Origin of the sequence: Pseudomonas sp. PvP027 (genome assembly GCF_017833005.1) — a bacterium.
Lineage (GTDB): Bacteria > Pseudomonadota > Gammaproteobacteria > Pseudomonadales > Pseudomonadaceae > Aquipseudomonas > Aquipseudomonas congelans.
The window spans coordinates 5,543,054-5,566,983 of the sequence record NZ_JAFIBK010000001.1; the positions used below are offsets into that span (position 1 = coordinate 5,543,054).

At 60.8% G+C, this 23,930-nt stretch carries 19 protein-coding genes and 1 riboswitch; of the genes, 10 read left to right on the forward strand and 9 right to left on the reverse strand.

Going from position 1 to position 23,930, the window contains the following annotated elements:
* Positions 1-71: 71 nt before the first annotated feature.
* The 3 genes from pstC to pstB are packed head-to-tail and all read left to right on the forward strand — an operon-like array spanning position 72 to position 2,727.
* The gene (gene pstC, locus JOE33_RS24200; RefSeq protein WP_054993814.1) at positions 72-1,067 is read left to right on the forward strand and encodes a phosphate ABC transporter permease subunit PstC; all 996 of its coding nucleotides are present in this window, start codon (positions 72-74) and stop codon (positions 1,065-1,067) included.
* The gene (gene pstA / locus JOE33_RS24205) at positions 1,064-1,948 is read left to right on the forward strand and encodes a phosphate ABC transporter permease PstA (protein ID WP_003407464.1); all 885 of its coding nucleotides are present in this window, start codon (positions 1,064-1,066) and stop codon (positions 1,946-1,948) included. Before pstC ends, pstA begins: the two co-directional genes overlap by 4 nt.
* Positions 1,948-2,727: a phosphate ABC transporter ATP-binding protein PstB gene (pstB, locus tag JOE33_RS24210; RefSeq protein WP_002553918.1), complete on the forward strand. Its 780-nt coding sequence runs from the start codon at positions 1,948-1,950 to the stop codon at positions 2,725-2,727. Before pstA ends, pstB begins: the two co-directional genes overlap by 1 nt.
* On the opposite strand, the gene JOE33_RS24215 is transcribed toward pstB, so the two are convergent.
* Positions 2,728-3,657: a LysR family transcriptional regulator gene (locus JOE33_RS24215; protein WP_187626220.1), complete on the reverse strand. Its 930-nt coding sequence runs from the start codon at positions 3,655-3,657 to the stop codon at positions 2,728-2,730.
* 246 nt (positions 3,658-3,903) lie between these two features.
* On the opposite strand from JOE33_RS24215, the gene JOE33_RS24220 reads away from it, so the two are divergent.
* Complete coding sequence (locus JOE33_RS24220; protein WP_010431902.1) at positions 3,904-4,902, forward strand: alpha/beta hydrolase; 999 nt, start codon at positions 3,904-3,906, stop codon at positions 4,900-4,902.
* Between the two features lie 68 nt (positions 4,903-4,970).
* On the opposite strand, the gene nirD is transcribed toward JOE33_RS24220, so the two are convergent.
* Both nirD and nirB read right to left on the reverse strand, forming a co-directional pair.
* Positions 4,971-5,357 (reverse strand): nitrite reductase small subunit NirD, encoded by a 387-nt coding sequence (gene nirD, locus JOE33_RS24225; protein WP_122694289.1) that lies wholly within the window; start codon positions 5,355-5,357, stop codon positions 4,971-4,973.
* Positions 5,357-7,918 carry a nitrite reductase large subunit NirB gene (gene nirB / locus JOE33_RS24230; protein WP_122694288.1) on the reverse strand — a complete coding sequence of 854 codons (2,562 nt, stop codon included), beginning with the start codon at positions 7,916-7,918 and terminating at the stop codon, positions 5,357-5,359. The genes nirD and nirB overlap by 1 nt, the downstream gene beginning before the upstream one ends.
* Positions 7,919-8,499: 581 nt before the next feature.
* Between nirB and JOE33_RS24235 the strand changes: the two genes are divergently transcribed.
* A complete protein-coding gene (locus JOE33_RS24235) occupies positions 8,500-8,994 on the forward strand; it encodes a GNAT family N-acetyltransferase (RefSeq protein ID WP_096125748.1) in 495 nt (164 codons plus the stop codon).
* Positions 8,995-9,050: 56 nt separating this feature from the next.
* On the opposite strand, the gene JOE33_RS24240 is transcribed toward JOE33_RS24235, so the two are convergent.
* The 4 genes from JOE33_RS24240 to JOE33_RS24255 all read right to left on the reverse strand — a co-directional run bounded on the left by JOE33_RS24240 (position 9,051) and on the right by JOE33_RS24255 (position 13,984).
* A complete protein-coding gene (locus JOE33_RS24240; protein ID WP_096101696.1) occupies positions 9,051-11,057 on the reverse strand; it encodes a U32 family peptidase in 2,007 nt (668 codons plus the stop codon).
* A gap of 106 nt (positions 11,058-11,163) precedes the next feature.
* Positions 11,164-11,955 carry an ABC transporter ATP-binding protein gene (locus JOE33_RS24245; protein ID WP_032612595.1) on the reverse strand — a complete coding sequence of 264 codons (792 nt, stop codon included), beginning with the start codon at positions 11,953-11,955 and terminating at the stop codon, positions 11,164-11,166.
* Entirely contained in the window at positions 11,952-12,974 is a 1,023-nt protein-coding gene (locus tag JOE33_RS24250) for an iron chelate uptake ABC transporter family permease subunit (protein WP_187626219.1), read from the reverse strand. Before JOE33_RS24250 ends, JOE33_RS24245 begins: the two co-directional genes overlap by 4 nt.
* Positions 12,971-13,984, reverse strand: a complete 1,014-nt coding sequence (locus JOE33_RS24255; protein WP_010431890.1) for an ABC transporter substrate-binding protein — start codon at positions 13,982-13,984, stop codon at positions 12,971-12,973. The genes JOE33_RS24250 and JOE33_RS24255 overlap by 4 nt, the downstream gene beginning before the upstream one ends.
* Positions 13,985-14,113: 129 nt before the next feature.
* Positions 14,114-14,313, reverse strand: a riboswitch (cobalamin riboswitch).
* Positions 14,314-14,630: 317 nt separating this feature from the next.
* On the opposite strand from JOE33_RS24255, the gene JOE33_RS24260 reads away from it, so the two are divergent.
* The 3 genes from JOE33_RS24260 to JOE33_RS24270 are packed head-to-tail and all read left to right on the forward strand — an operon-like array spanning position 14,631 to position 16,889.
* Positions 14,631-15,326, forward strand: a complete 696-nt coding sequence (locus JOE33_RS24260; protein WP_096101694.1) for a histidine phosphatase family protein — start codon at positions 14,631-14,633, stop codon at positions 15,324-15,326.
* Positions 15,293-16,195, forward strand: coding sequence for a phosphatase PAP2 family protein (locus JOE33_RS24265; protein WP_054993823.1), 903 nt, complete (start codon positions 15,293-15,295; stop codon positions 16,193-16,195). The genes JOE33_RS24260 and JOE33_RS24265 overlap by 34 nt, the downstream gene beginning before the upstream one ends.
* Positions 16,196-16,214: 19 nt before the next feature.
* Positions 16,215-16,889 carry a response regulator transcription factor gene (locus JOE33_RS24270; RefSeq protein ID WP_096130392.1) on the forward strand — a complete coding sequence of 225 codons (675 nt, stop codon included), beginning with the start codon at positions 16,215-16,217 and terminating at the stop codon, positions 16,887-16,889.
* Between the two features lie 7 nt (positions 16,890-16,896).
* On the opposite strand, the gene JOE33_RS24275 is transcribed toward JOE33_RS24270, so the two are convergent.
* Entirely contained in the window at positions 16,897-17,934 is a 1,038-nt protein-coding gene (locus JOE33_RS24275) for an AraC family transcriptional regulator (protein WP_187626218.1), read from the reverse strand.
* Positions 17,935-17,943: 9 nt separating this feature from the next.
* Positions 17,944-18,858, reverse strand: coding sequence for a GGDEF domain-containing protein (locus tag JOE33_RS24280; protein ID WP_187626217.1), 915 nt, complete (start codon positions 18,856-18,858; stop codon positions 17,944-17,946).
* Positions 18,859-19,415: 557 nt separating this feature from the next.
* Here JOE33_RS24280 and JOE33_RS24285 point away from each other — a divergent pair.
* Together JOE33_RS24285 and JOE33_RS24290 are read left to right on the forward strand one after the other, a co-directional pair.
* Positions 19,416-21,932 (forward strand): TonB-dependent receptor, encoded by a 2,517-nt coding sequence (locus JOE33_RS24285; RefSeq protein WP_187626166.1) that lies wholly within the window; start codon positions 19,416-19,418, stop codon positions 21,930-21,932.
* Between the two features lie 37 nt (positions 21,933-21,969).
* A complete protein-coding gene (locus JOE33_RS24290) occupies positions 21,970-23,904 on the forward strand; it encodes a phytase (RefSeq protein ID WP_187626165.1) in 1,935 nt (644 codons plus the stop codon).
* Positions 23,905-23,930: the final 26 nt, after the last annotated feature.

The following is a 23,930-nucleotide window of genomic DNA, read 5'->3' on the forward strand; positions in this document are numbered from 1 at the left end:
CCGTACCACCCCTGTCATCAGCCGCGATATCGGCTCGGTGACAGGGGCTTTTCCTTGCGAGTGGCCTCAACATGACTGAAAACACCCAATACCTGTCCGCTAACGTCTCCGCTGGTGAGTCCGAGGGCGAGAAGCGCGCCAAGCGGGATCATCGTCATGACCTTTGGTTCAAGCGTTCATTGCAGGCTGCAGCGATGCTGGTGCTTGCTTTGCTGGGTTGTATTGCCTTGTCGACCCTGTGGGGCGGCAGTCTGGCATTCCAGACTTTCGGGTTTGGCTTTCTGACCAGCACCGAGTGGGACGTGAACGCCGGCAAGTTCGGTGCTCTGGTTCCGATCTATGGCACCCTGGTTACCTCTTTTCTGGCTTTGCTGATCGCCGTACCGGTGAGTTTCGGCATTGCAATCTTTCTGACCGAAGTAGCGCCGCCCTGGTTGCGCATGCCGATCGCCTCGGCCATCGAGCTGTTGGCCGGTATCCCTTCGATCATCTACGGCATGTGGGGGCTGTTTGTCTTCGGCCCGTTCATGGCTGAACACCTGTCGCCGTGGATCACCGAAAACCTTGGCGCGCTGCCGCTGATCGGTCCGATGTTTCAGGGGCCGCCGCTGGGTATCGGCATGCTGACCGCCGGTATCGTGCTGGCGATCATGATCACGCCATTCATTACCTCGGTGATGCAGGAAGTCTTCCGTACCGTGCCCGTGGCTCTCAAGGAGTCGGCCTACGCACTGGGCGGCACCACTTGGGAAGTGGTCTGGGACATCGTGCTGCCTTACACCCGTTCGGCCGTGGTCGGTGGTGTGTTCCTGGGGCTGGGGCGCGCACTCGGCGAAACCATGGCGGTGACCTTCGTTCTGGGCAACGCTCACCAATTCTCTGCGTCGCTGATGATGCCAAGCAGCTCGATTGCCTCGGTGATCGCCAACGAGTTCAACGAGGCTTACACCGACTTGCACCGTTCCGCACTGATCGCCCTTGGCTTCCTGTTGTTCGTCGTCACCTTCATCGTGCTGGCCCTTGCACGCATGATGCTGTCGCGCCTTTCGCGTAAGGAGGGGTTATGAGTAAGGATGTGACCGGCAGCGAGCACCTGTATCGGGTTCGCAGCATCAAGAACAAGATTGCGATGGTGCTCAGCTGTGGTGCCACTGCCTTTGGCCTGCTGTGGCTGGTGTGGATTCTGCTGACCACCATCATCAAGGGTATCGACGCGCTCAACCTGCAGCTGTTCACCGGCATGACGCCGCCGCCCGGTACCGAGGGTGGCCTGGCCAACGCGTTCTACGGCAGCGTGCTGATGTCCGGCATCGGCCTGCTGATCGGCACGCCGATCGGTCTGATGGCGGGCATCTGGCTGGCCGAGTTTGCTCGCTATACCAAACTGGGCAACACGGTTCGCTTCATCAACGACATCCTGCTGTCGGCACCTTCGATCGTGCTCGGTCTGTTCGTTTACACCGTCGTGGTACTGCCCCTCAACGCGGTGACAGGCCATCAGGTGGGCTTTTCGGCGATTGCCGGTGCGCTGGCTCTGGCATTGCTGGTGATCCCGGTGGTGGTGCGTACCACGGACGAAATGATGCAACTGCAACCCTCGACCATGCGTGAAGCTGCGCTGGCGCTGGGTGTGCCGCAATGGAAGCTGACCCTGCAAATCGTCCTTCGCGCAGCCAAGGCTGGTGTGGTAACCGGCGTGTTGCTCGCATTGGCACGCATCACCGGCGAAACCGCGCCGCTGCTGTTCACCGCTTTCGGCAATCAGTTCTGGAGCAGCGATCTGCTCAAACCAATCGCCAGTGTTCCGGTGGTGGTTTTCCAGTACGCCATGAGCCCGTTCGATGATTGGCACTCCCTGGCATGGGCCGGTGCACTGGTCATGACCTTGTTCGTACTGATACTGAGTCTGCTGTCTCGCTTAATTCTTCTGCGCAATAGGGCGTCCTGATGAACAACCTTTCCCTGGCCAACGAAAAAACCAAGATCCAAGTACGCGGTCTGGAGTTTTTCTACAACAACCAGAAGTCGTTGAAGTCCATCGACATGACCATCCCCGAGAAGCGCATCACTGCGATCATCGGCCCGTCGGGTTGCGGTAAATCGACCCTGCTGCGCGTCTTCAACCGCATCTACGCGATGTACCCGAAGCAGGAAGCGCGCGGCGAAGTGCTGCTCAATGGCGAGAACATCCTGGCGCCAGGCTATTCGATGAACCGCCTGCGCAGTCATGTGGGCATGGTGTTTCAGAAGCCTGTGCCGTTCCCGATGTCGATCTACGACAACATTTCCTACGCCATCAAGCACCACGAAAAACTCTCGCGTCGTGAAATGGAAGATCGCGTCGAGCAGGCGCTGCGCGGTGCAGCGTTGTGGGATGAGGTCAAGGACAAGCTCAAGCAGAGTGCGACCGGTCTGTCCGGTGGTCAGCAGCAGCGTCTGTGCATCGCCCGTACCATCGCGTTGCGTCCTCAGGTATTGCTGCTCGACGAGCCGACTTCGGCTCTCGACCCGATTTCCACAGGACGTATCGAACAGCTGATCACCGAGCTTAAAGAGCAGTTCACCGTGATCATCGTGACCCACAACATGCAGCAAGCGGCGCGTTGCTCCGACTACACGGCCTTCATGTTCATGGGTGAACTGATCGAGCACGGCGACACCGACACCATCTTCACCAAGCCCTCCAAGACCCAGACCGAAGATTACATCACCGGTCGTTTCGGCTGATCATCCGGCCAGGGCGGGCGCTTCCTGGCGCTCGCCCATGAATGCCTCGATCCTGCTGCGCAGCCAACGCTCGGCAGGGTCGCTGTCCATCACACTCAGCCACGTCATCGACAGGTCCAGCCCCGGCGTGGGGAAGGGCAGTGGCTCGTCATACAGCAAACCCAATGCACTCATGGCCTTTGCCGCGTAGTCGGACAGCCCCGAAATCATGTCGGTGCCGGCCATCAATGCGGGCAGGGTGGCGAACTGCGGCACCGACAACACTACCTGACGCTTGCGCCCCAGCGCGGTCAGCCACTCATCGGCGAAACTGCTGACACTCGCGACGTGCGACACCACCACGTGCGGGCGCGAGCAGTATTCGTCCAGGCTCATGGGGCTGACAGGTTTGTCGGCGCGCACCAGCCTCGGCTGCACATTACGCAGGGTCTTGCGCTTGGCGTTGGCCGGCAATTCACGGGTCAGGCAGACGCCGACGGTAATGTCGCCGGACATCAGTACCTCGGAAATATTCAGGTAGCCGACGTGCTTGACCACAATCACCACGCCGGGCGCCTCCTCGCGGATAGCCTTGAGCATTGCCGGCAGCAGGCCGAATTCGACGTCGTCGGTCAGGCCTATGCGAAAAGTCATTTTGCTGACCGACGGGTCGAAGTCGGTGGTCAGGCTGAGCGCCGTGGACATGGCGTCCAGCGCGGGCGTCAGGTGCTTGAGGATCTCGTGGGCGCGAGCGGTGGGTTCCATGCGATGGCCGACGCGGATGAACAGCGGATCGTTGAGCAGACTGCGCAGGCGATTCAGGGCGGCGCTTATCGTGGGCTGGCCGAGAAACAGTTTTTCCGCTGCGCGGGTGACGTTACGCTCCTGCATCAATGTTTCGAAGACCACCATCAGGTTGATGTCGGCCTTGCGCAGTTCATTTCGATTCATTGCTGTTCCTTGGCATCAGACCCGGCTGGCCACGACGGCCGGTAGCGGATGGCCAAGTCTAGGCAGGCACTGCAGGAGGCGTCCAGCATTTTGCCGTTGCCCGAATACTGCATGACGAAACGTCTGCTAACGGTTCTGTTGGCAGGAAAAGTGCGAATCTGTTGTGGGAACAGGGTCTACTTGCAGGTCGGCCGCTTACGGTTAAGGCGGTTGAAGAATTTGATTCCATTTACAGGAGGTGCCCCTATGCGGGCTGCAAAGATTGCCGGTGTGTTGATGTCTTTGGCGCTATCAGGCACGGCTCTGGCTGAAACACCCGGCTATGGTCAGCAACTGGAAGGTTTCGCTTATCCTCACCCGCTGCTGAAATTTCCGTTCGATTCGCAGGGCCAATCCCTGGAAATGGGCTATATGGATGTCAAACCCACGGGCAAGGCCAATGGCCGCACCGCAGTGCTGCTGCATGGCAAGAATTTTTGCGCTGCGACCTGGGAAGACACCATCAAGGGCCTGAGTGCTGCGGGCTATCGCGTTGTCGCACCTGATCAGATCGGTTTCTGTACTTCGACCAAGCCGGAACACTACCAGTACAGCTTCCAGCAGTTGTCGATGAATACTCATGCGTTGCTGGAAAAACTGGGTATCGACAAGGTGTCGGTGGTCGGCCACTCCACTGGCGGAATGCTGGCCACGCGTTATGCGTTGATGTACCCGAAGCAGACCGAGAAGCTGGTGATGGTCAACCCGATCGGTCTGGAAGACTGGAAAGCCCTGGGCGTGCCTTACCGTAGCGTCGATCAGTGGTATGAGCGCGAGCTGAAGACCACCGCCGAAGGCATTCGCGCCTACGAGCAGAAGACCTACTACGATGGCCGCTGGAAGCCTGAATATGACAAGTGGGTCGACATGCTGGCCGGCCTGAACAAAGGGCCGGGTCACAAGATCGTGGCCTGGAACTCGGCACTGATCTACGACATGATTTTCACCCAGCCGGTGTTCTACGAGTTTCCCAGACTGCAGGTGCCGACGGTGCTGATGATTGGCGATGCCGATACCACTGCCATCGGCAGCGACATCGCACCGCCTGAGGTCAAGGCGAAGATCGGCAATTACAAGGTGCTGGGCAAGCAGGTGGCACAGATGATTCCTGGCGCCAGGCTGGTTGAGTTCAAGGGCAAGGGGCACGCCCCGCAGATGGAAGACCCGCAGGGTTTCAATAAGGCGCTGGTCTCCGAGCTTCAATAAGCCGCAAGTCATGCCACGTAGCAACCTGGTCTGCCCGCGACCAGGTTGCCTGCTCCCGGCATCGCCGATTAAACGGCGATCTCTACCTGATCGCCTTTGAATCTTACCGGCCAGATATCGAGTCGCTGTTCCGGGTATTCGATGCAACTGCCGTCGTGCAGGCGAAAGTGCTGCTTGTATAGCGGCGAAGCGATGACCAGCTCGCCAGCGATCTGACCGATCAGACCACGCCCGATCACGTTTGCCCCCGATTTGGGATCGCGGTTGTCGATGGCAAAGAGCTGTTCGCCCTCTGCAGTTTCGGGCAGGTAGAACAGCGCGACCTGTGCGCCGTCCAGCCACGCCACGACGCCTGAATTGGCGACCAGATCTTCGCGTCCGCACAGGGTTTGCCAGTGCAGGTGCGGTGCCTCGGGAGCATTGTCGCCGGCGAGTATTGTCTGAGACACATTCATCACACCACCTCCTTGAATAACGGAATAAGCGCCAGCTCTTCGGGTTTTGCCGGACGACGCTGGGCGCGTTCCTTGACGAACTGCACGTCGGGGTCAGCCCGCCCGTCGTTGACGAAGGTGCGGAAACGCTTGAGTTTTTCCGGGTCCTTGAGGGCGTTGGCCCATTCGCATTCGTAGCGGTCGACCACCAGTTGCATCTGCGACTCCAGCTCTGTCGCCAGGCCCAGGCTGTCGTCGATGATCACCGCCTTGAGATAGTCGAGGCCGCCTTCCAGCGATTCACGCCAGACCGAAGTGCGCTGCAGTTTGTCGGCGGTGCGGATGTAGAGCATCAGGAAGCGGTCGATGTAACGAATCAGGGTTTCGTCATCCAGGTCGGTGGCGAACAGCTCGGCGTGACGCGGACGCATGCCGCCGTTGCCGCACAGGTAAAGGTTCCAGCCGTTCTCGGTGGCAATCACGCCGACGTCCTTGCTCTGCGCTTCGGCGCATTCGCGGGTGCAGCCGGATACGGCGAACTTGAGCTTGTGCGGCGAGCGCAGGCCCTTGTAACGGTCCTCGATGCGCAGCGCCATGGCGACGCTGTCCTGCACGCCGTAGCGGCACCAGGTGCTGCCTACGCAGGATTTAACCGTACGGGTCGACTTGCCGTAGGCATGGCCGGTCTCGAAGCCTGCCTCGATCAGCTCGCTCCAGATATCCGGCAACTCGTGCAGTTGCGCGCCGAACAGGTCGATGCGCTGGCCGCCAGTGATCTTGGTGTACAAGTCGTATTTTTTCGCCACCGCGCCAATCGCAATCAGGCCGTCCGGGGTGATTTCGCCACCCGGAATACGTGGCACCACCGAGTAGGTGCCGTTTTTCTGCATGTTCGCCATGAAGGTGTCGTTGGTGTCCTGCAGTGGCACCAGCGAAGGTTCGGTGATGGGACGGTTCCAGCACGACGCGAGGATCGAGCCGACTGCGGGCTTGCAGATGTCGCAGCCATGCGCGCCCTTGCCATGGCGAGTCAGGAGTTCGTCAAAGGTCTCGATGCCTTCCACGCGGACCATCGAGTACAACTCCTGACGGGTGTAGGCGAAGTGTTCGCACAGGCTTTTGTCGACCGCCACACCGCGGGCCATCAACTCATGTTCGAAAACCTGTTTGAGCAGCGCGGTGCAGCCGCCACAGCCGGTGGCTGCCTTGGTGCAGGACTTGATTCCGGCCAGATCGGTGCACCCATTGTCGATGGCCGAGCAGACGGCGCCTTTGCTGACGTTATGGCAGGAGCAGATGGTCGCTGTGGCGGGCAGGGCGTCGGCGCCCAGCGTCGGTGCGCCTTCGCCACGCGGCAGAATCAGGCTCGATGGATCGGCCGGCAGGGGGATGCCGTTCTGCGCATATTGCAGCAGCGTGTCGTAATAGCTGTTATCGCCGACCAGTACAGCGCCGAGCACCTGTTTGCCATCGGCCGACACCACCAGGCGACGGTAGCTGGCGGTGGCTTCGTCAATGAAGCGATAACTGACGGCGCCGGCCAGCGCACCGTGCGCATCACCGATGGAGCCGACATCCACGCCCAGCAGCTTGAGTTTGGTCGACATGTCGGCGCCGAAGAAGGCGTCAGTATCCTGTTCGCACAACTGCGCTGCCACGCCACGGGCCATTTGATAACCGGGTGCGACCAGGCCGAACACGCTGCCGTTCCAGGCTGCGCATTCGCCGATTGCATAGATATCGGCGTCGCTGGTACGGCAGTGCTCGTCGATGGCGATGCCACCGCGCGGGCCAAGCGCCAGTTCACACTGACGTGCCAGGGCGTCTTGCGGGCGAATACCGGCGGAGAACACGATCAGGTCGGTTTCCAGAAACTCGTCATTGGCGAAGTTCATCCGATAGCGGTACTGCTTGCCGTCGCTGATCGACTGCGTGGCACGGGATAAATGCACGCCGACGCCCAGCGCTTCGATACGCGCCTTCAATGCAGCGCCACCGTGGTCGTCCAGTTGCACCGGCATGAGACGCGGCGCGAACTCGACGACATGGGCTTCCAGCCCCAGCGATTTAAGCGCATTGGCCGCTTCCAGCCCCAGCAGACCACCGCCGACTACTACGCCACGGCGGGCTTTCGACGCGGCATAGCGAATGGCGTCCAAGTCCTCCAGCGTGCGATAGACCAGCCGGGAATTGCCTCGCGCGCCCTCGATAGGCGGTACGAACGGGTATGAGCCGGTGGCCAGAATCAGCTTGTCGTAACCGAAGCAACCTTCGGCGGTAATGATTTCGTGACGATCACGATCAATCTCAAGCACCGGTACGCCGAGGTGCAGCGTCAGGCCAGGGTGCTCGTAGACGGACATCTCACTCATGGCCAGCGATTCGGCGTCGCGGCCGGTGAAGTATTCGGACAAGTGCACGCGGTCGTAGGCGCGCTGTGTTTCCTCGCCGAAGACATGGATGCGATAACGCTCGAGTGCGCCGCCTGCGATCAACTGCTCGACGCAATGATGCCCGACCATGCCATTACCGACGACGATCAGGTTTTTTACATCGTTGAGGGGGAAGACTGTGGTGTTCATAGCGAGTCCCGGCCGAGGCCAATCAGGTTTTTCAAAGCAAAAAAAAAGCGCCCGGAACCGTTCGGTTCCAGGCGCCTTTGCCTGTTGTCTTATTGGGTGTTCGGGGGTGCCATCGAGCCACGTTGCCGGAAGCACCCGAGTAGCCCTCTGATCTCTGCGAGACTGGCGATCCACGTCGATCAGCCGGGGCAGCCCGACCACATTCATGGTGGGGTTGTCGAGGAATATGCAGGGGCTGTGCCAGCTTGCGCCGACAGCGGTACAAACGCGCATTGGCAATGCCCGCGCGGCCGAGCAGCGTTTTCAGCCGCATCCGGCGCAGGATTTTTCCTGCCTTGCATTGGTGCGCATCGAAGGGTTTGCGCTGTAAAGCTGTGCGCGGCATTACCTGCTCGCTCCCACATAGAGGGCGATAGCCTGAACGTATCGTTCCTCACGCTCTGCGTGGGAATGCCTGTCGTAACGCTCCGCGTCACAAATCTGCGTCGCACCGCTTGCTCTATAGCCAAGCAGTGCGTCCAAAAGCCCAAGTCTGGCGTAACATTTGTATCACCCTGCAACTCCCCATAAAGTCAGTGCTCATGAACATCACCATCACTGAAGTACACCCCTCCGAGATCTCGCACACTGTTGATTTCGTCATGCGTGCCCGCGCCGGGATTTTCCCCCTGCTCGATACTGTCACCGTTCCGCCCGATCTGGCCGGCTTCGAGCAGGTGTATCTGGACGGTGAGGACGGCAAGTTTCTGATTGCCCGCTGTGAAGGGCAGATCATCGCGGCCGTGGGCTATCTGCCTTACGATCATCGTTTCCCGCAGTTCGATTACCGCGGGCGCAGAACCGTCGAGATAGTGCGTCTGTTTGTTACGCCGCAGTTTCGCGGCGACGGGCTGGCCAGCCGCTTGTGTCAGGCGCTCTGGGCGCATGCCGAGGCGGGTGGCGTAGAGGTTCTGTACCTGCACACCCATCCATTTCTGCCCGGCGCGATCCGTTTCTGGGAGAAACAGGGCTTTGCCGTGACCGATGTGGAAAGCGATCCGGTGTGGAACACCACCCATATGGAGCGTGTTTTTTAAGAGGACTTTGTCAGAAGACGGAAGGGGGCCGGCAGGACGCCAACCCCTTGTACCGATCAGTGCGGAGAACGCTGACGCACAGTCTTGAGCAGGTCTTCCGGAGTGATGTGCCCGACCACCGATTTGGCCGCCGCGCTGCCGGGTAGCGGCAAGTCGAGAATGTGACCTTTCATCTTGCCGATCACGTGCATTTCGCAAGGCTTGCAATCGAACTTGAGGGTCAGCACTTCATCGCCGTGCACCAGTTGCATCGGCGCGACCTTGGTGCGTACGCCCGTTACACCTTTGGCCTGTTTCGGGCACAGGTTGAACGAGAAGCGCAGGCAATGCTTGGTGATCATCACCGGCACTTCGCCGGTTTCTTCGTGGGCCTCATAGGCCGCGTCGATCAGCTGTACGCCGTGGCGATGATAGAAGTCGCGAGCCTTCTGGTTGTAGACGTTGGCCAGAAAAGACAAATGCGACTCCGGGTACACCGGTGGCGGAGTCGTCTCGGCCTTGCGACCACCACGCGGATGAGCCTTGATGCGCGCTTCGGTCAGTGCCTCGATGGCGTCGCGGCGCAGGGTTTTGAGCTGCGAGTTGGGCACGAAGAACGCCTGTGGCGCGTCAAGCCTGACGTCCTGGGCATGATAGATCGTGGTGCCCAGTTGAGTGAGCAGGTCACGCAACTGATCCAGCGCCTGCTCGGGTTTGTTGGCCGTGCCGAATGGCCCATCAAGGCCGACAGTGACGCTTACGCCTTCTTCGCTGGTGGCTTTCAGGCTCAAGCGATCTTCGCGCAGCGTGACCTGCCATTGAACACCGATACGACGCTCGGCCGAGGTCTTGAGCAGTGCCTGTTGCCAGTTGTGGTCCAGATTGCGGTTCAGCGGATGATTGGGGCGCAGGCCAGAAAGGGCCGCGGGCATCTCGTTGGGCTCTACGCGATAGCGCCAGCGCTTCTGGCCGTCCTCTTCGAACTCGCCCTTGAGCTCGGCGATGTTGGCACGGAAGCCGACCACTTCACGCTTGATCTGCACATTGAGGCCATCGCCGTTGGACAGCGGCTCATGTGTCACGGCGATCAGGTCGCGCTTGCCGAGCTTTTCAACAGTGCCCACCGCCAGGCCGGTGAAGGTCGGCGTATCGAACGCGCCGATGTCGATCTTGCGGTCGCTGACGAAATAATCGGTGCTGCCGCGATGAAAGGTCTTTTCCGGGTCCGGCACGAAAAAGTGCGCGGTACGGCCGCTTGAAGCACGTGCAAGGTCAGGGCGGTCCTCAAGAATCTCGTCCAGACGCTGGCGATAATAAGCGGTGATGTTTTTTACGTAGCCCGCATCCTTGTAGCGCCCTTCGATCTTGAACGAGCGCACGCCGGCGTCCACCAGAGCACGCAGGTTGGCGCTCTGGTTGTTGTCTTTCATCGACAACAGGTGCTTTTCGAAAGCCACAACGCGACCCTGATCATCCTTGAGGGTGTACGGCAGGCGGCAGGCCTGCGAGCAGTCGCCACGATTGGCGCTGCGGCCGTTTTGCGCGTGGGAAATATTGCACTGCCCGGAGAACGCCACACACAGCGCGCCGTGGATGAAGAATTCGATGGCCGCATCGGTTTCGTCGGCGATTGCACGGATTTCCTGCAGATTCAGCTCCCGGGCCAGCACCAGTTGCGAGAAACCGGCCTGATCGAGAAACTTCGCCCGGCTCAGGGTGCGGATATCGGTTTGCGTACTGGCGTGCAGTTCGATGGGCGGAATGTCCATCTCCATCACCCCGAGGTCCTGCACGATCAACGCGTCCACGCCGGCGTCGTAGAGCTGGTGAATCAGCTTGCGCGCGGGCTCCAGCTCGTCGTCATGGAGGATGGTGTTGATCGTGGTGAAGATTCGCGCGTGATAGCGGTGCGCGAATTTGACCAGCTCGGCAATGTCACTGACCTCGTTGCAGGCGTTGTGCCGCGCACCAAAGCTCGGCCCGCCAATATACACCGCATCGGCACCATGCAGGATGGCTTCACGGGCGATGGTCACATCCCGTGCAGGGCTGAGCAATTCCAGGTGGTGCTTGGGTAACGACATGGCAACGGGATCCGGCTGCGGGCAAAGCGCGCATTGTAGTGCCACAGACCGCGCGGTGCACCTGTTGCAGATTGCGGCAGGTGCCGGACTGACCATCGGCGTGGTTTCAGCGCGAGCGCAGGCGCAGAATCTTCGCCCCGTCACTGGGGTCGGTCAGCCAGTGCGCCACGACGCCGAAGGTGCTCAGCAAGCGTTCCGGGGTCAGCACCTCGAGCGGCGCACCCAGCGCGACCAGCCGACCCTTTTCCATGACGGCCACACGGTCGCAGTCCAGTGCCTGATTCAGATCATGCAGGGCAATCACGGTGGTCACCGGCAAGGCTCTGACCAGGCCGAGGATGGTCAGTTGGTGCTGGATGTCCAGATGATTGGTCGGTTCGTCCAACAGAAGGATCTGCGGCCGTTGCGCCAGCGCCCGGGCGATGTGAACGCGCTGCCGCTCGCCACCGGACAAGGTGTGCCAGGCGCGTTTTTGCATATGCAGCATGTCCACATCCTGCAACGCCTGGCGAACGATTGCATCGTCCTCTGCACTCCACGGCTCGAGTGCCGACAGCCAGGGCGTGCGGCCCAGTTCGACGGCGTCCAGTACGGTCACGGCGTCGCTGGTTTCAGCCTGCTGTTCGACCACCGCCAGCAGGCGCGCCACGTCCCTGCGACTCAACGCCTCAAGCGCTTGCCCGCCCAGGCTGACCGCGCCGCTGACCGGCTTCTGAATACCGGCCAGTAGCTTGAGCAGGGTGGATTTGCCCGAACCGTTGGGGCCGACCACGGCCAGGGTTTCACCCATGGCGATGCTCAGGTCGACATCGCGCAGCAGCGCCGCGCCACGTACCGAATAGCCCAGACCGGAACATCCGAGTACCGGTGCGCTGAGCTGATGGGGTAAGGCGTTCATCGCGTGCTGTTGCCCCGGATAAGAATCAAAGCGAAGACCGGTGCGCCGATCAGTGCGGTAATCACGCCGATCGGCAGCGCCTGCCCCTTGATCAGAGTGCGCGAGAGGATGTCGGCAGCGATCAGAAAAAGTGCGCCGCTCAAGGCACTCAGCGGCACCAGCCGGGCATGGCGGACACCGACCAGCATACGCACCGCATGGGGGATCACCAGCCCGACAAAACCGATGGAGCCGACAATCGAGACCATCACTGCGGTGACCAGCGCAGCACTGGCGATCAGGATGATCTGCACGCGCCGTACCGCGATTCCCAGTGACGCCGCCGAGTCGCTGCCGAAGGTGAATGCGTCCAGCGCTCGCCGGTGCCAGAGGCACACCAGCAGACCGAGCAGCACCGTCGGCACTGCCAGCCAGACCGAGTGCCAGCGCACGCCGCTGAGGTTGCCCAGCAGCCAGAACATGATGCCGCGTGCCTGCTCGGAGCTCGCGGATTTGGTGATCAGAAAAGAGGTCAGGGCATTGAACAGTTGCGAACCGGCGATCCCGGCCAGAATGATCTGCCCGGCTGCCGTGGTGCCGCGTGAAGAGTGCGCCAGCAGGGCAACCAGCGAAAACGCTGCCACAGCACCGGCAAAGGCGCCCGCAGACATCGAGATCGCGCCTGCACCGAAGCCCAGAATCGCGACCAGTACCGCGCCGGTCGAGGCCCCTGCGGAAATCCCCAGCAGATACGGGTCTGCCAGCGGGTTGCGCAATAACGATTGCAACACCACACCACAGATCGCCAGCCCGGCCCCGCAGGCGGCTGCGACAATGGCGCGGGTCAACCGGTAGTTCCAGACGATGCCTTCATCTATAGGGTCGAGCACATAGCCGGCGGCCCAGATTTTATTGGCCAGCACCTGAAAGACCACGCTCAGGCTGATCGAGGTTTCGCCGATCGCTGCGCCGATCATGATCGCCAGCACCAGCACTGCCGAGACCCAGAGCACATGAACCAACGCTATCGGCAATCTCATTTGGCAGCGTTGAAACGGTTGGCGGCGTCAGCCAGTTCCTCGAACCCGGTGAACAGACGCAGGCCAGCCTGCATGCCCTCGGCGTCGATGATCACGATCCGGTCATGCTTGACCGCATCCATGTTGCGGGTCACCGGATCGGACTTGAGGAATTCTATTTTTTTCAGGTAGTCGTCGGCCGGAAAGCGGCGGCGATCCATGCGGGCGATGACCAGAATGCTCGGGTTGGCCTTGGCGATGGTTTCCCAGCCCACGGTTGGCCACTCCTCGTCGGACTTAACGATATTGCGCATGCCCAGGCTGTTGAGCATGAAGTCCGGGATGCCTTTGCGGCCTGCCACGAAAGGGTCGCTGGCGAGGTCGGAACTGGAAAACCAGAACAGCGCCGAGACGTCGTTCGCCTTGTTCTGCCTGACGTTGGCAATCGCCGCGCTCAGGCGGGCCTTGAGGTCTGTGACCAGCGCGTCGCCGCGATCCTGCACATCGAAAATCTGCGCCAGTTGTTCGATGCTCTTGTAGATGGTCTCGATGCGGAACGGCTCCAGGCGTGTGCCATCGGCACCGACCAGATTGTCCTTGCCTTCGCAATCGGAAGGCAGGATGTAAGTAGGTATCTTCAGGTCATGGAACTGCTCGCGGGTGCCGACCACGCCCTGTTTACCGACCATCCATTCCAGTTGCACGGCCACCAGTTCCGGTCGCTTGCCAATCACCGCTTCGAAACTGGGGTCGTTGTCGGCCAGGCGTTCGACCTTGTCGTTCTGCGCCTTGAAGCGTGGCAACACGTTGTTGAACCACAGCGAGGTGCCGACCAGCCTGTCGCCCAGGCCCAGTTCATAAAGCATTTCGGTGCCGGCCTGGCCAATGGTCACAGCCCTGGCTGGCGCATGCGTGAAGGTCAGGGGCGTGCCACAGTTTTCGATGGTCAGCGGATACTGGGTGGGTGCGGCGAGGGCCAGGGTGGACAACGTAAGGCTGACAGCGAGTGCGGCGAGGCGGGGCAGCGACATGGAATGCGGTCTCCGTTGGAGCAGGTGCCAGGGCGCAATGCATATCAGGAAACACATCCCCGGATAATGTCCGGGCACGACAGGTAATGCCGACGCGTGCGGATGTCCTTCCCGGACACCCCGCCGGTTAGTTGGTTGAATCGGGTCGGCAGGTCTCCTGACTGGCATGTCATCGCCTTGCTCCGGCCTTCCCGGATCACGATCCAGTGGCAGTCATGGAGCAGGCTCGGTGCCTACAGTTGCGGGGGCAGTTTCGTTTTCGCCTGGTGGAAGAAGGCGTGCGAATTCCCTGTTAGTTCCTCTCGGAAACCGACGCGCGGCATGGTAAACGATAAGCGTTTTAGTGGCTAATCCTTTGCGCGCCGCAGCTGCAGCAGACGCATAGGTCAGGCCCAGACCGTCCCGATGGGCACGGTGCTTTCGGGGAAAACGCTTAAATTATCTTCATGTTCGCGTCCGGAAAATCGCAAACCCTCATTCCAGAGCGCTCGCGCGAAAAACATGGCGCTCGGCCACAACACGTTTTTCACATCTTCTTCACTGAGTCGGGACGATGCTGAACCTATCTTGCCTGCATGGGAGCGGCGAAGGCCTCGGGCACCGAGCGGGTCAACGCCACACATAGGTTCATGGCAGGAGTGGTCCCTTGACCGACACGATAATCAACAAAAATGTACTTCCCGGTTCGAGCATTCGCCAGCGCTACAAATTGCATCGGAACATCGTATCGATGTCCGTTGCCGTCGTGCTGACGGCTATCTGCGCTTGGTTCTACTCGGCGTTCTCGGGCGTGCATGTGGTGGACCTGGGGGTCGGCAGCAACCTGAGCGTTTCCGGTCTTCGCGAGCACTGGCGACAAGGCAATGTGGTCGTGATGATTCGCCACGCCGAGCGCTGTGATCGTTCAAGCAACCCGTGCATGAGTGACGCCGACGGCATCACCTTCAACGGCCGCGATGCCGCGCTGGCGGTAGGTGCCGGGTTGCAGAAAATGGGCATGGACCACGCGCGCATGATCGCCAGCCCCAAGACCCGCACGCAACAGACTGCGCAACTGCTGGCAGGGCACGCGGTGGCCGGCCAGGACTGGATCAACGACTGTGACAGCGGCTTCATGAAGGCTGTGCAGGCCCACAAGGTCAGTGGCGAGAACATGGTGCTGGTGACGCACAGTGGCTGCATCGACCAGTTCGAACGTAAGGTCGGCGTACCTGGCGGCGAGCGCTCCAGTGAGTACGCCCAGGCGTTTTTCGTGCAAATAGACGGCACCCACCAGCCGAAAATTCTTGGCGCCCTGAATGCCGGGCAATGGGCAAACCTCAACAGCGAGCAATTCAATTGACGACATCTTCCAGCGCCAGGCTGCGGTTTTACGGCATAAACCTGGGTGTGCCTGTGTTTTTCGCTCTACTGGTCTTCGTCACCTTCGACCTGACCACGATCGACCGGCAACTGAGTAACCTGTTTTTTGATTCGACGGCTGGGGTGTTTCCCATCGGCCAGAGCCATCTGTTCGAAAACATCACGCACAGATGGGCGCGAATCATCCCGAACTGGACCGGTGAGCTGGCAATCATTGGTGCGATGCTGTCCTTTGTCTGGCCATTGCTGGAAAAACATGATGATTCGCGCCTCGCGAGGCGGCTGACGGGCTCTCGGTTGGGCACCTTTCTGCGCTTTGCACGCAGGCACCGGCTGGATTTCTTCTTTGTCGTCGTTGCCTTTGCGCTGAGCACCGGCATGATCCATTACCTGAAAAGTCATACCAGCGTTTACTGCCCCGTCGAGACCACCTTGTACGGTGGCAGCCAGGCGCACATCGAGTGGTTCAGGAACTTCAACCTGCTGCACGAGGCAGGCGCCGGGCGATGCTGGCCGGGCGGTCATGCGTCAAGCGCATTCAGTTTGCTGGCCCTGTACTTCGTAGCTCGTCGTTACTGCTGGCGGCATTCGAACATTCTGCTGGCGGCCATTCTCCTGCTCGGGATGATTTACGGCACCACGCGGGTGCTGCAAGGCTGGCACTTCATGTCGCACACCTTCTGGGCGGGTATTGTGGTGTGGCTGAGCACGCTGCTGGTTGCCTTGTGCTTCTACGGTCGATCCAGGTTGCAACAGCCGATTCGCCAGGCAGTGTCCGTCGACAGGCAGGACGCATTCGTCACTGGGCCTGCAGACGCATTGGCAACAGGGTCCCGATCGGCCGGGTAGAAAAATGACAAGGCGCGCAATGAACATTCTGGTTATTGAAGACCACCGTGATATCCACGATAACCTTCTGGAATTCTTCGAGCTCAGGGGGCATGCGGTAGAAGGGGCGCTGGATGGCCTGAGCGGGCTGCATCTGGCCGCCTCGAAACGCTTCGATGCGATCATTCTCGACATCATGCTGCCAGGCATCGACGGCAATCAGATCTGTCACAGCCTGCGCCAGTACTCGAAGTCAGACGTCGCGATTGTGATGCTCAGCGCGCGCGATGAACTGGATGATCGGCTCACCGGTTTCAAGGTGGGGGCCGACGACTACATCACCAAGCCGTTTGCAATGTCCGAAGTGCTCGCCAGGGTAGACGCGATAGTCAGCCGGCGGCAGCGCAAGGACAACCGGATGATGGTGGTTGCCGACCTGCAGTTCGATCTGGACACCCTTGAGGTCACCCGCAAAGGCGTGCCTTTGAAGCTCAACCCGACCAACATGAAACTGCTGGAACTGTTGATGCGCAAAAGCCCGCATATCGTCAAGCGAGGCGAGCTGGAAGAGGCGCTGTGGGGCCGTGATACCCCGAACAGCAGCAGCTTGCGCAGCAACATTCATGTCCTCAGGCGGGTACTCGACGGTGGGCACGATACGCCGTTGCTGCATACGGCCCATGGCCTGGGCTACAAGCTGTGCGTGCAGCGCTGAGGCGTGCTTATTCGAAGTTGAACAGGCGCTGGATCAGGGTAGGCGTACTGCCAGTCCAGCGTTTGAACGAACGGCGGAAATTGGCCGGATCGCTGAAGTTCAGGTAGTCCGCCACGGCTTCGTTACTCATGCCCTTGATCTGATACAGGTGCAGCGCGACGTGCTTGCGCGCCAGATCGTGCTGCGCCTGAAAATGGGTACCGTGCTTGTGCAACTTGCGCTTCAGCGTGGCCGGGCTCATGGCAAAGGCGTGAGCGACCTGTTCCAGGCTGGTGGCCTGCCGCACATGGTCACGCAGGTGCTGGTGCAAGCGGTCCAGCAGGCTGAACGACATGCCCAGCACTGCGAGTTGCCCATCGGCTTCCTGTTGCGCAACCTGCACGGCGGTGGGGGAGGCGCCCGGCCAGGCATGGGTGAGGTAATGCCTGGGCAGGCGCATCATGTCCAACGGGCGGCCAAATGCCGTATTTTCGCCCAGATGAACCCAGTACTGTTCGATGTAGCGTGGCTCTTGGTGACAGAAACTGCACTCCCACGGCAAACGCTCACCGCTCAGCAACTGACTCATCGCGACCAGTGCGGTCATGCCGGCTTCGAGCAGGAAGCGTTGCTGTTCACCTGCGCCACAACTGTCCAGCCAGTAGAGGTAGGCGAACTGTTCGTCCAGCTCCAGACGCGGTATCAGCAGCGGGCTGAGCAGCGCTTGTTGGCGGATCAGTATCTCCAGCGCCTGATGCAGGTTTTGCGCATGACGCAGCGCGTGACTGGACGCGCCGTAGTGGCCGGGAAACAGTCGCTGGCCGAACAGGAAGCTGGTGTCGTCGGCTTCCATCTGACGTTGCGCGTTACCGATCAGGACGAAGAATTGCTGCGGACTGAGACGCGTCTTGCCCGCAACGATGTCCTCGTAGAACAGGCCGGTGCCTTTGAGCAGGCGATGGCTGTCAATGCCACGCGACAAGGCCAGGTCAATCAGCGTAGCCGGCTGGTAGTGGCCGGGGATGAAGCGGCTGTCGACTTCGTACCAGTCACTTTTAAGCGTCATGGCCGGCGCTCAGGCAGTGCAGGTCAGAGGGCGTCGGGCGCGGGCCAACGACAGATTGAGGCGGCGTAGCAGATTGTCCGGCGTTTCATTGAGTGCCATGACGACTGCCACACTGGCCGACAGATGAATGCGTTCGCCCTGTTGCCGGGTCTTGTGCGCCAGACTGGCAACCGCCTGCTGCAACTCCAGCGCCAGCAGCTTCGCCTGGCTTTCTCCGGTGTTGGGCAACAACACCACAAAGCGGTCGCCGGCCAGACGGCAGAGCAGGTCCTGGCGGCGCAGATTGAGCACCAGCAAGTGGCTGAGCGCTGATAGCACCTCATCGCCCTCGGCATGCCCGAAGGCATTGTTGATTGCGCTGAAACCATCCACGTCCAGTGCCAGCAGCGACAGCGGCTGCTGTTGGCAGACGCTCTGTTCCAGGCTGGCCACTAGTTGGCGCTTCAGGTAGTCGGCGCTGCCCAGCGGGGTGAGTTTGTCGTACAGCCGATGCTCGCGGAAGCCGCGCTCGCGCTTTTCCATTTGCGCACTGATTGCCAGTTGCTCGCGATGCCAGTGGTAGATGCCCAGGGTCAACAGGATCAGACCGACCGGCATAGGGCCGGATTCCAGCCAGTGATCCCATTCGATCTCGGCGGGCAGGCGGATGAATTCGTCGAGCGCGTCGATCCACCACGAAAAGAACACGCAGCTCAGGCCGATCGACAGGTAATTGGTCACCCGGCCGGCCGGTCTGCTCTTGAACACCAGAAACAGCCAGACCAGCGACAGCAGGGCAGAGCCACCTTCACCGACGATGTCCAGCCACTGCCATTCGCTGACATGTTTGACGGTGCCGAATGCCAGAAACGCCAGCAGGCCGAGATTGGAGGCGACCATCAGCACGGCGAGTTTCCAGCGATGAGGTTGGATGATCCTGAACATGAGCAGACGGCTTCCGAGGTGCTGATTATCGGCCAGCAGAACAGATGCACATGACACTTCGGTGACGGGTAACGCGGACCGCGAAAGGTCGAATCAGCTCACGTATGTTGCAGGTTTTTTCTACTCGACTGGCTTGTACGCCACCCCCGGATCAGTGACAGGGCGAAGGAATCCGACGAAGTCGGGCCGGAAACAGGAGCGGGGACTTTGCTCACTTTGGTCCTTCAAAGTGAGTCGCCGAGGGGCGAAAAGGTGACCTGAGTCGAACCCGAATCCACCTTATGTCGCAGAGCCGCTGTGTGACGCGTAGCGTCACGAACTGCATTCCCAAGCGGAGCGTGGGGACGAGATTCACATACGCATACCTAGACGTCGGCTTTTCATACGCCGCCTGAAAGTCAAATCAGCTCATTTATCTGCCCGGTACCCCCTGAACCTGCTGTTTTCACCCCCTACGCCCGTTACCTGTCACAGAACCGTCACTGCACGACTCTAGCTTGCGCCTCCAGTTGCCGGGCCATTTGCCTGGCCTGTCGGGATTATGGGGGAGGACTTACATGCACAGGCGTCGCAGCAGGGCCCAACTGGTCGGTTTCACACTCAGCGCGCTGGCGTTTGCCATCAGCAGCGAACGCTTGCAGGCCGCCGAAGCCGATACCACCGAGCACGTGCAAGTGGTCGGGCAGGCCGCGAGCATCGACAACGCGCTCAAGGAGCAACGCAGCTCCGACAGCATCAAGAGCGTGGTGCATGCCGACGGCGTTGCGCAGTTACCGGACCAGAACGTCGCCGAAGCGGTGCAGCGCCTGCCGGGTGTCAGCGTCGAGCGCGATCAGGGCGAGGGGCGCTTTGTCACCGTTCGTGGCCTGGCCCCCGACCTGAACAGCGTGACCATCAACGGCACGATGGTGCCCGCCCCGGAAAGTGATCGACGCGCCGTGGCACTGGATGTGCTGCCCGCCGAACTGGTGCAATCCCTGTCAGTGATCAAGACCCTGACCCCGGACATGGACGCCAATTCACTGGGGGGCACCATCGATGTCGAGAGCCTCTCGGCCTTCGACCACAAGGGCCTGTTCTACACCGGCAGCAGCGAAGCCAGCTACGACAAGAACACCCGTCAGACCAGCCCCAAGTTTTCCGGCGCGGCGAGCAACCGTTTCAGCCTCGGCGACGGCATCGACAACTTCGGTGTGGCGGCAGCGCTGAGCTGGCAAAAGCGTGACTTCGGCTCCGACAACGTCGAAACCGGCGGTGACTGGGATGGCGCGCGGCTGCAATCATTCGAACAGCGCGACTACGACATCAGCCGCGAGCGCGCCGGTGGCGGCCTGAACTTCGATTACCGGCCCGATGACGTCAGCAAGTATTACCTGCGCACCCTGTACAGCCGCTTCAAGGACGACGAAGTCCGTACCACCAACGGTTTCGAGTTCGCCGATGCGCAGAGCGCAGGGCAGACCGGCGATGCCGAGGGCACGCGCAAGCTCAAGGCGCGTACTGAAACCCAGGAAATCCAGTCCTACGTGTTCGGTGGCGAGCGCATGGTCGGCCTTTGGACCCTCAGCGGCCAGGCCGGTTACAGCCAATCCAGCGAAGACAGCCCAAGCCACATCGCAGGCGCCACGTTCGTCGGCAACGATGATTTTGCCGACAGCGGTTTCTATGACCGCGACAAGCCGCGGCCGATTGTCGGCTCCGCGTTCTACGACAACTCGAACTTCACCCTGGACAAGGTCGACCGGGAAAAACAGTACACCCAGGACACCGAGAAGAACCTGCGCCTCGACCTGGCCCGCGATTACGATTTCAAGGGCTATGCCTCGCAGTTCAAGTTTGGCGGCAAGGTCAGCCGCCGCGACAAGAGCAACGACCTGGACGTCTGGAAATACGAGGATTTCGATGACCTGGGTTTCAGCGACCAGCAACTGAACCTGACGCAGTTCCAGAAAGGCAACATCGACTATCGGCTGGGCAATTTCGGCAGCGGCATCAGCCCCGGTGCGATCAAGGGGCTGATCGGTGGCGTGAACGCTGCTGACGCCTACGACGAGGCCGAAAGCCGCGCCAATGACTTCAAGATCAACGAAGACATCAACGCCGGTTACTTCATGAATACCCTGGATGTCGACAAGTGGCGCTTCATTGCCGGCCTGCGCTACGAAGGCACGGAAATGGACGCCAAGGGCACCGGTGTGCGTGATGGCGCGTTCGAGTCCAATACCACCAACCGTCGCTATCACCACTGGCTGCCGGGCCTGCATGCCCGTTATCAGATCGACAAGAGTACCCAACTGCGCGCTGCGTGGACCAAAACCGTGGTACGTCCCACGTTCGGGCAACTGGCACCGGGTTTTGTGATCGACGATGACGAAGCGTCTTTCGGTAACCCGAATCTCAAACCGCTGGAGTCGAGCAACCTCGACCTGGGCATCGAACACTTCATGGGCCGCGCCGGCACGGTGTCGGCGTTCGTGTTCTACAAGGACATTCAGAATTTCGTCTACAACACTGACCTGGCGGGCACCGGACAGTGGGCGAACTTCTCCGAAGCCAACACCTTTGCCAATGGCGACAAGGCCAAGCTGTATGGCCTGGAGCTGGCCTACTCGCAGAAGCTCGACTGGCTGCCGTCACCGTGGAACGGTTTGCTGCTGGGCGCCAACGCCACGCTGAGCCGCTCCGACGCGAGCATCAACGGTTTCGACCAGAGCACCGGCACCCATCGCACGCGCGATATCGACCTGCCCAGCCAGTCGAAAACCGTCGGCAACGTCATGCTCGGCTGGGAGAACGACAAGCTCAGTCTGCGTCTGTCCGCCAACTACAAGTCGGCCTACCTCTACGAGCTGGCGGCGATCGGCGACAAGGACCATGACCAGTACGTGGACGCGCAGACCTTCGTGGATTTCAGCGCGCGCTATTCACTGACGAAGAACCTCAAGGTCAGCTTCGAGGCGCAGAACCTCACCGATCAGCCGTACTTCGTCTACAGCGGCCACCGTGCCTACAACGGCCAGTACGAAGAGTACGGCCCGACTTACAAGGTCGGGCTGACCTTCACCCATTTCTGATCGAACTGAAGCGCTCATTCAAAGGATTCAACCGTTCATGATGATTTCGTTATCACCCAAGCCAGTGTGCCTGGCGCTCTTGCTGTGCCTGGCGGCCGGGGCTGCGCAGGCTTCGTCGCCGATGGACCTGAACCTGACGCGCTGGGCCGAAAATGCCTCGTTCAAGGCTCAGTCCGTCGCCTTCGTGCCGGGCAGCGACGGCAGTCGTCGTCTGGCCGCGAGCGTCAAGACAGGGCTGTTGCTGCTGGATGAACAGGGCCGCGAACTGGCAAAAATGCCGGGTTCATTTCAAGGGCTCGACAGCCGCTCGACGGGCGACAGCGTTCTGGTCGCGACGCTGGACAACGCGCGTCAACAGGCACTGCTGACCCAGCTCGATCCGGCGACGAGGCAGTGGTCGAAGCCGGTCTACCTGCCAGCACGCGACTACTCAGTGGCCGGTCTGTGTCTGTACCGCGATGACGCCAGCAACCTGTTTGTGTTTCTGGTGGGCGAAGAGGGCAAGGGCGAGCAATGGCTGATTGGTGCGAACAACCGGCTCAATGGCGAGCCGCGCCTGGTGCGCAATCTGCCGCTGCCTCCCAACGCCGAGTTTTGTCAGGTCGACGATGCCGCGCACAGGTTGTTCGTCAATGAAGCGAACATTGGCTGGTGGGCCTACCCGGCGCATCCCGAGGCCGACGTCGCCCGGCAGCCGGTGGCATTGCGCGAGCCGTTTGGCGAGCTGAAACAGGCCGCCGGAGCAATGGCCGTCGTGCCTGGCGGTCTGCTGGCGCTGGACCCGAAAGGCAAGGCGTTGCATCTCTATCAGCAGGAGGGTGATGAGCAGCAGGCAGCCTGGACGCCGGTGGCCGATCTGTCATTGATGAACCTGAAAAAGCCCGAAGGTCTCTCGGTGCATGAGGACAAGGGCGGTTTGCAGGTGTTGGTCAACGACAAGGACGGCGAGCGCCTGTATCAGGGGGCGCTGAACTGGACGCCCAAACCGGTCGCCGTTGCTGCGCCGCTGCCGAGTGTCATGCCCGCCAGCCAGAGCCAGCCGGTCGGGCGTCAGGGTGACGCTGCCGACGACCCGGCGATCTGGGTCAACCCGAAAAACCCGGCACTCAGCCGGGTGCTGGGCACCAACAAGAAGCAGGGTCTGCTGGCTTACGACCTGAGCGGCAAGCAGTTGCAGGCGCTGCCGGTCGGGCGTTTGAACAATGTCGATGTACGCCCCGGCTTCATGCTGGGCAACAAGAACGTCGACCTGGCGGTGGCGAGTAATCGCGATCGCAACAGCCTCAGTCTGTTCAGCATCGACCGGACCAGCGGCACGCTTCGTGAGGCGGGGGAAATTGCCACGCCTTTGGCGGAAATCTACGGCGTCTGCCTGTTCAAGCCAGCCAGTGGCGAGCTGTATGCCTTCGCCAACGGCAAGGACGGCAGCTTTCTCCAGTACCGGCTCAGCGCGCCGGACGGCAAGGCGAAAGGCGAGCTGGTACGCCGCTTCAAGGTCGACACCCAGCCGGAAGGCTGCGTGGCCGATGACCAGCGTCAGCGCCTGTTTCTCGGCGAAGAAGACGTCGGCGTCTGGGAAGTCGATGCGCGGGCGGATCAGCCTGCGACGCTGTCCAGCGTGATCAAGGTGGGTGAAGTGGTGCACGCCGATGTCGAGGGGCTGGCGCTGTACCAGAGTGATGGTCACGACTATCTGCTGATCTCCAGTCAGGGCAACGACAGCTATGTGGTGGTGGATGCCGAGCCGCCCTATGCACTGCGCGGTGCTTTTCGGGTCGGCCTAAACGCGAAGGCGGGGATCGATGGCACCTCGGAAACCGACGGCATCGAAGTGACCGCCATGAACCTCGGCGGCCCCTGGAGCAAAGGCATGCTGGTGGTTCAGGACGGACGCAAGCGCATGCCCGAACAGGCACAGAATTTCAAGTTCGTGCCGTGGGCCGAGGTCATGAAGACCTTGAAGCTGCCGTAAGTCGTTTGTCATCAAACGGTGCTAAT

Coding starts and splice junctions, on each gene's coding strand:
- pstC (WP_054993814.1), top strand. CDS start 72: ATGACTGAAAACACCCAATACCTGTCCGCTAACGTCTCCGCTGGTGAG.
- pstA (WP_003407464.1), top strand. CDS start 1,064: ATGAGTAAGGATGTGACCGGCAGCGAGCACCTGTATCGGGTTCGCAGC.
- pstB (WP_002553918.1), top strand. CDS start 1,948: ATGAACAACCTTTCCCTGGCCAACGAAAAAACCAAGATCCAAGTACGC.
- JOE33_RS24215 (WP_187626220.1), bottom strand. CDS start 3,657: ATGAATCGAAATGAACTGCGCAAGGCCGACATCAACCTGATGGTGGTC.
- JOE33_RS24220 (WP_010431902.1), top strand. CDS start 3,904: ATGCGGGCTGCAAAGATTGCCGGTGTGTTGATGTCTTTGGCGCTATCA.
- nirD (WP_122694289.1), bottom strand. CDS start 5,357: ATGAATGTGTCTCAGACAATACTCGCCGGCGACAATGCTCCCGAGGCA.
- nirB (WP_122694288.1), bottom strand. CDS start 7,918: ATGAACACCACAGTCTTCCCCCTCAACGATGTAAAAAACCTGATCGTC.
- JOE33_RS24235 (WP_096125748.1), top strand. CDS start 8,500: ATGAACATCACCATCACTGAAGTACACCCCTCCGAGATCTCGCACACT.
- JOE33_RS24240 (WP_096101696.1), bottom strand. CDS start 11,057: ATGTCGTTACCCAAGCACCACCTGGAATTGCTCAGCCCTGCACGGGAT.
- JOE33_RS24245 (WP_032612595.1), bottom strand. CDS start 11,955: ATGAACGCCTTACCCCATCAGCTCAGCGCACCGGTACTCGGATGTTCC.
- JOE33_RS24250 (WP_187626219.1), bottom strand. CDS start 12,974: ATGAGATTGCCGATAGCGTTGGTTCATGTGCTCTGGGTCTCGGCAGTG.
- JOE33_RS24255 (WP_010431890.1), bottom strand. CDS start 13,984: ATGTCGCTGCCCCGCCTCGCCGCACTCGCTGTCAGCCTTACGTTGTCC.
- JOE33_RS24265 (WP_054993823.1), top strand. CDS start 15,293: ATGGGCAAACCTCAACAGCGAGCAATTCAATTGACGACATCTTCCAGC.
- JOE33_RS24270 (WP_096130392.1), top strand. CDS start 16,215: ATGAACATTCTGGTTATTGAAGACCACCGTGATATCCACGATAACCTT.
- JOE33_RS24275 (WP_187626218.1), bottom strand. CDS start 17,934: ATGACGCTTAAAAGTGACTGGTACGAAGTCGACAGCCGCTTCATCCCC.
- JOE33_RS24280 (WP_187626217.1), bottom strand. CDS start 18,858: ATGTTCAGGATCATCCAACCTCATCGCTGGAAACTCGCCGTGCTGATG.
- JOE33_RS24285 (WP_187626166.1), top strand. CDS start 19,416: ATGCACAGGCGTCGCAGCAGGGCCCAACTGGTCGGTTTCACACTCAGC.
- JOE33_RS24290 (WP_187626165.1), top strand. CDS start 21,970: ATGATGATTTCGTTATCACCCAAGCCAGTGTGCCTGGCGCTCTTGCTG.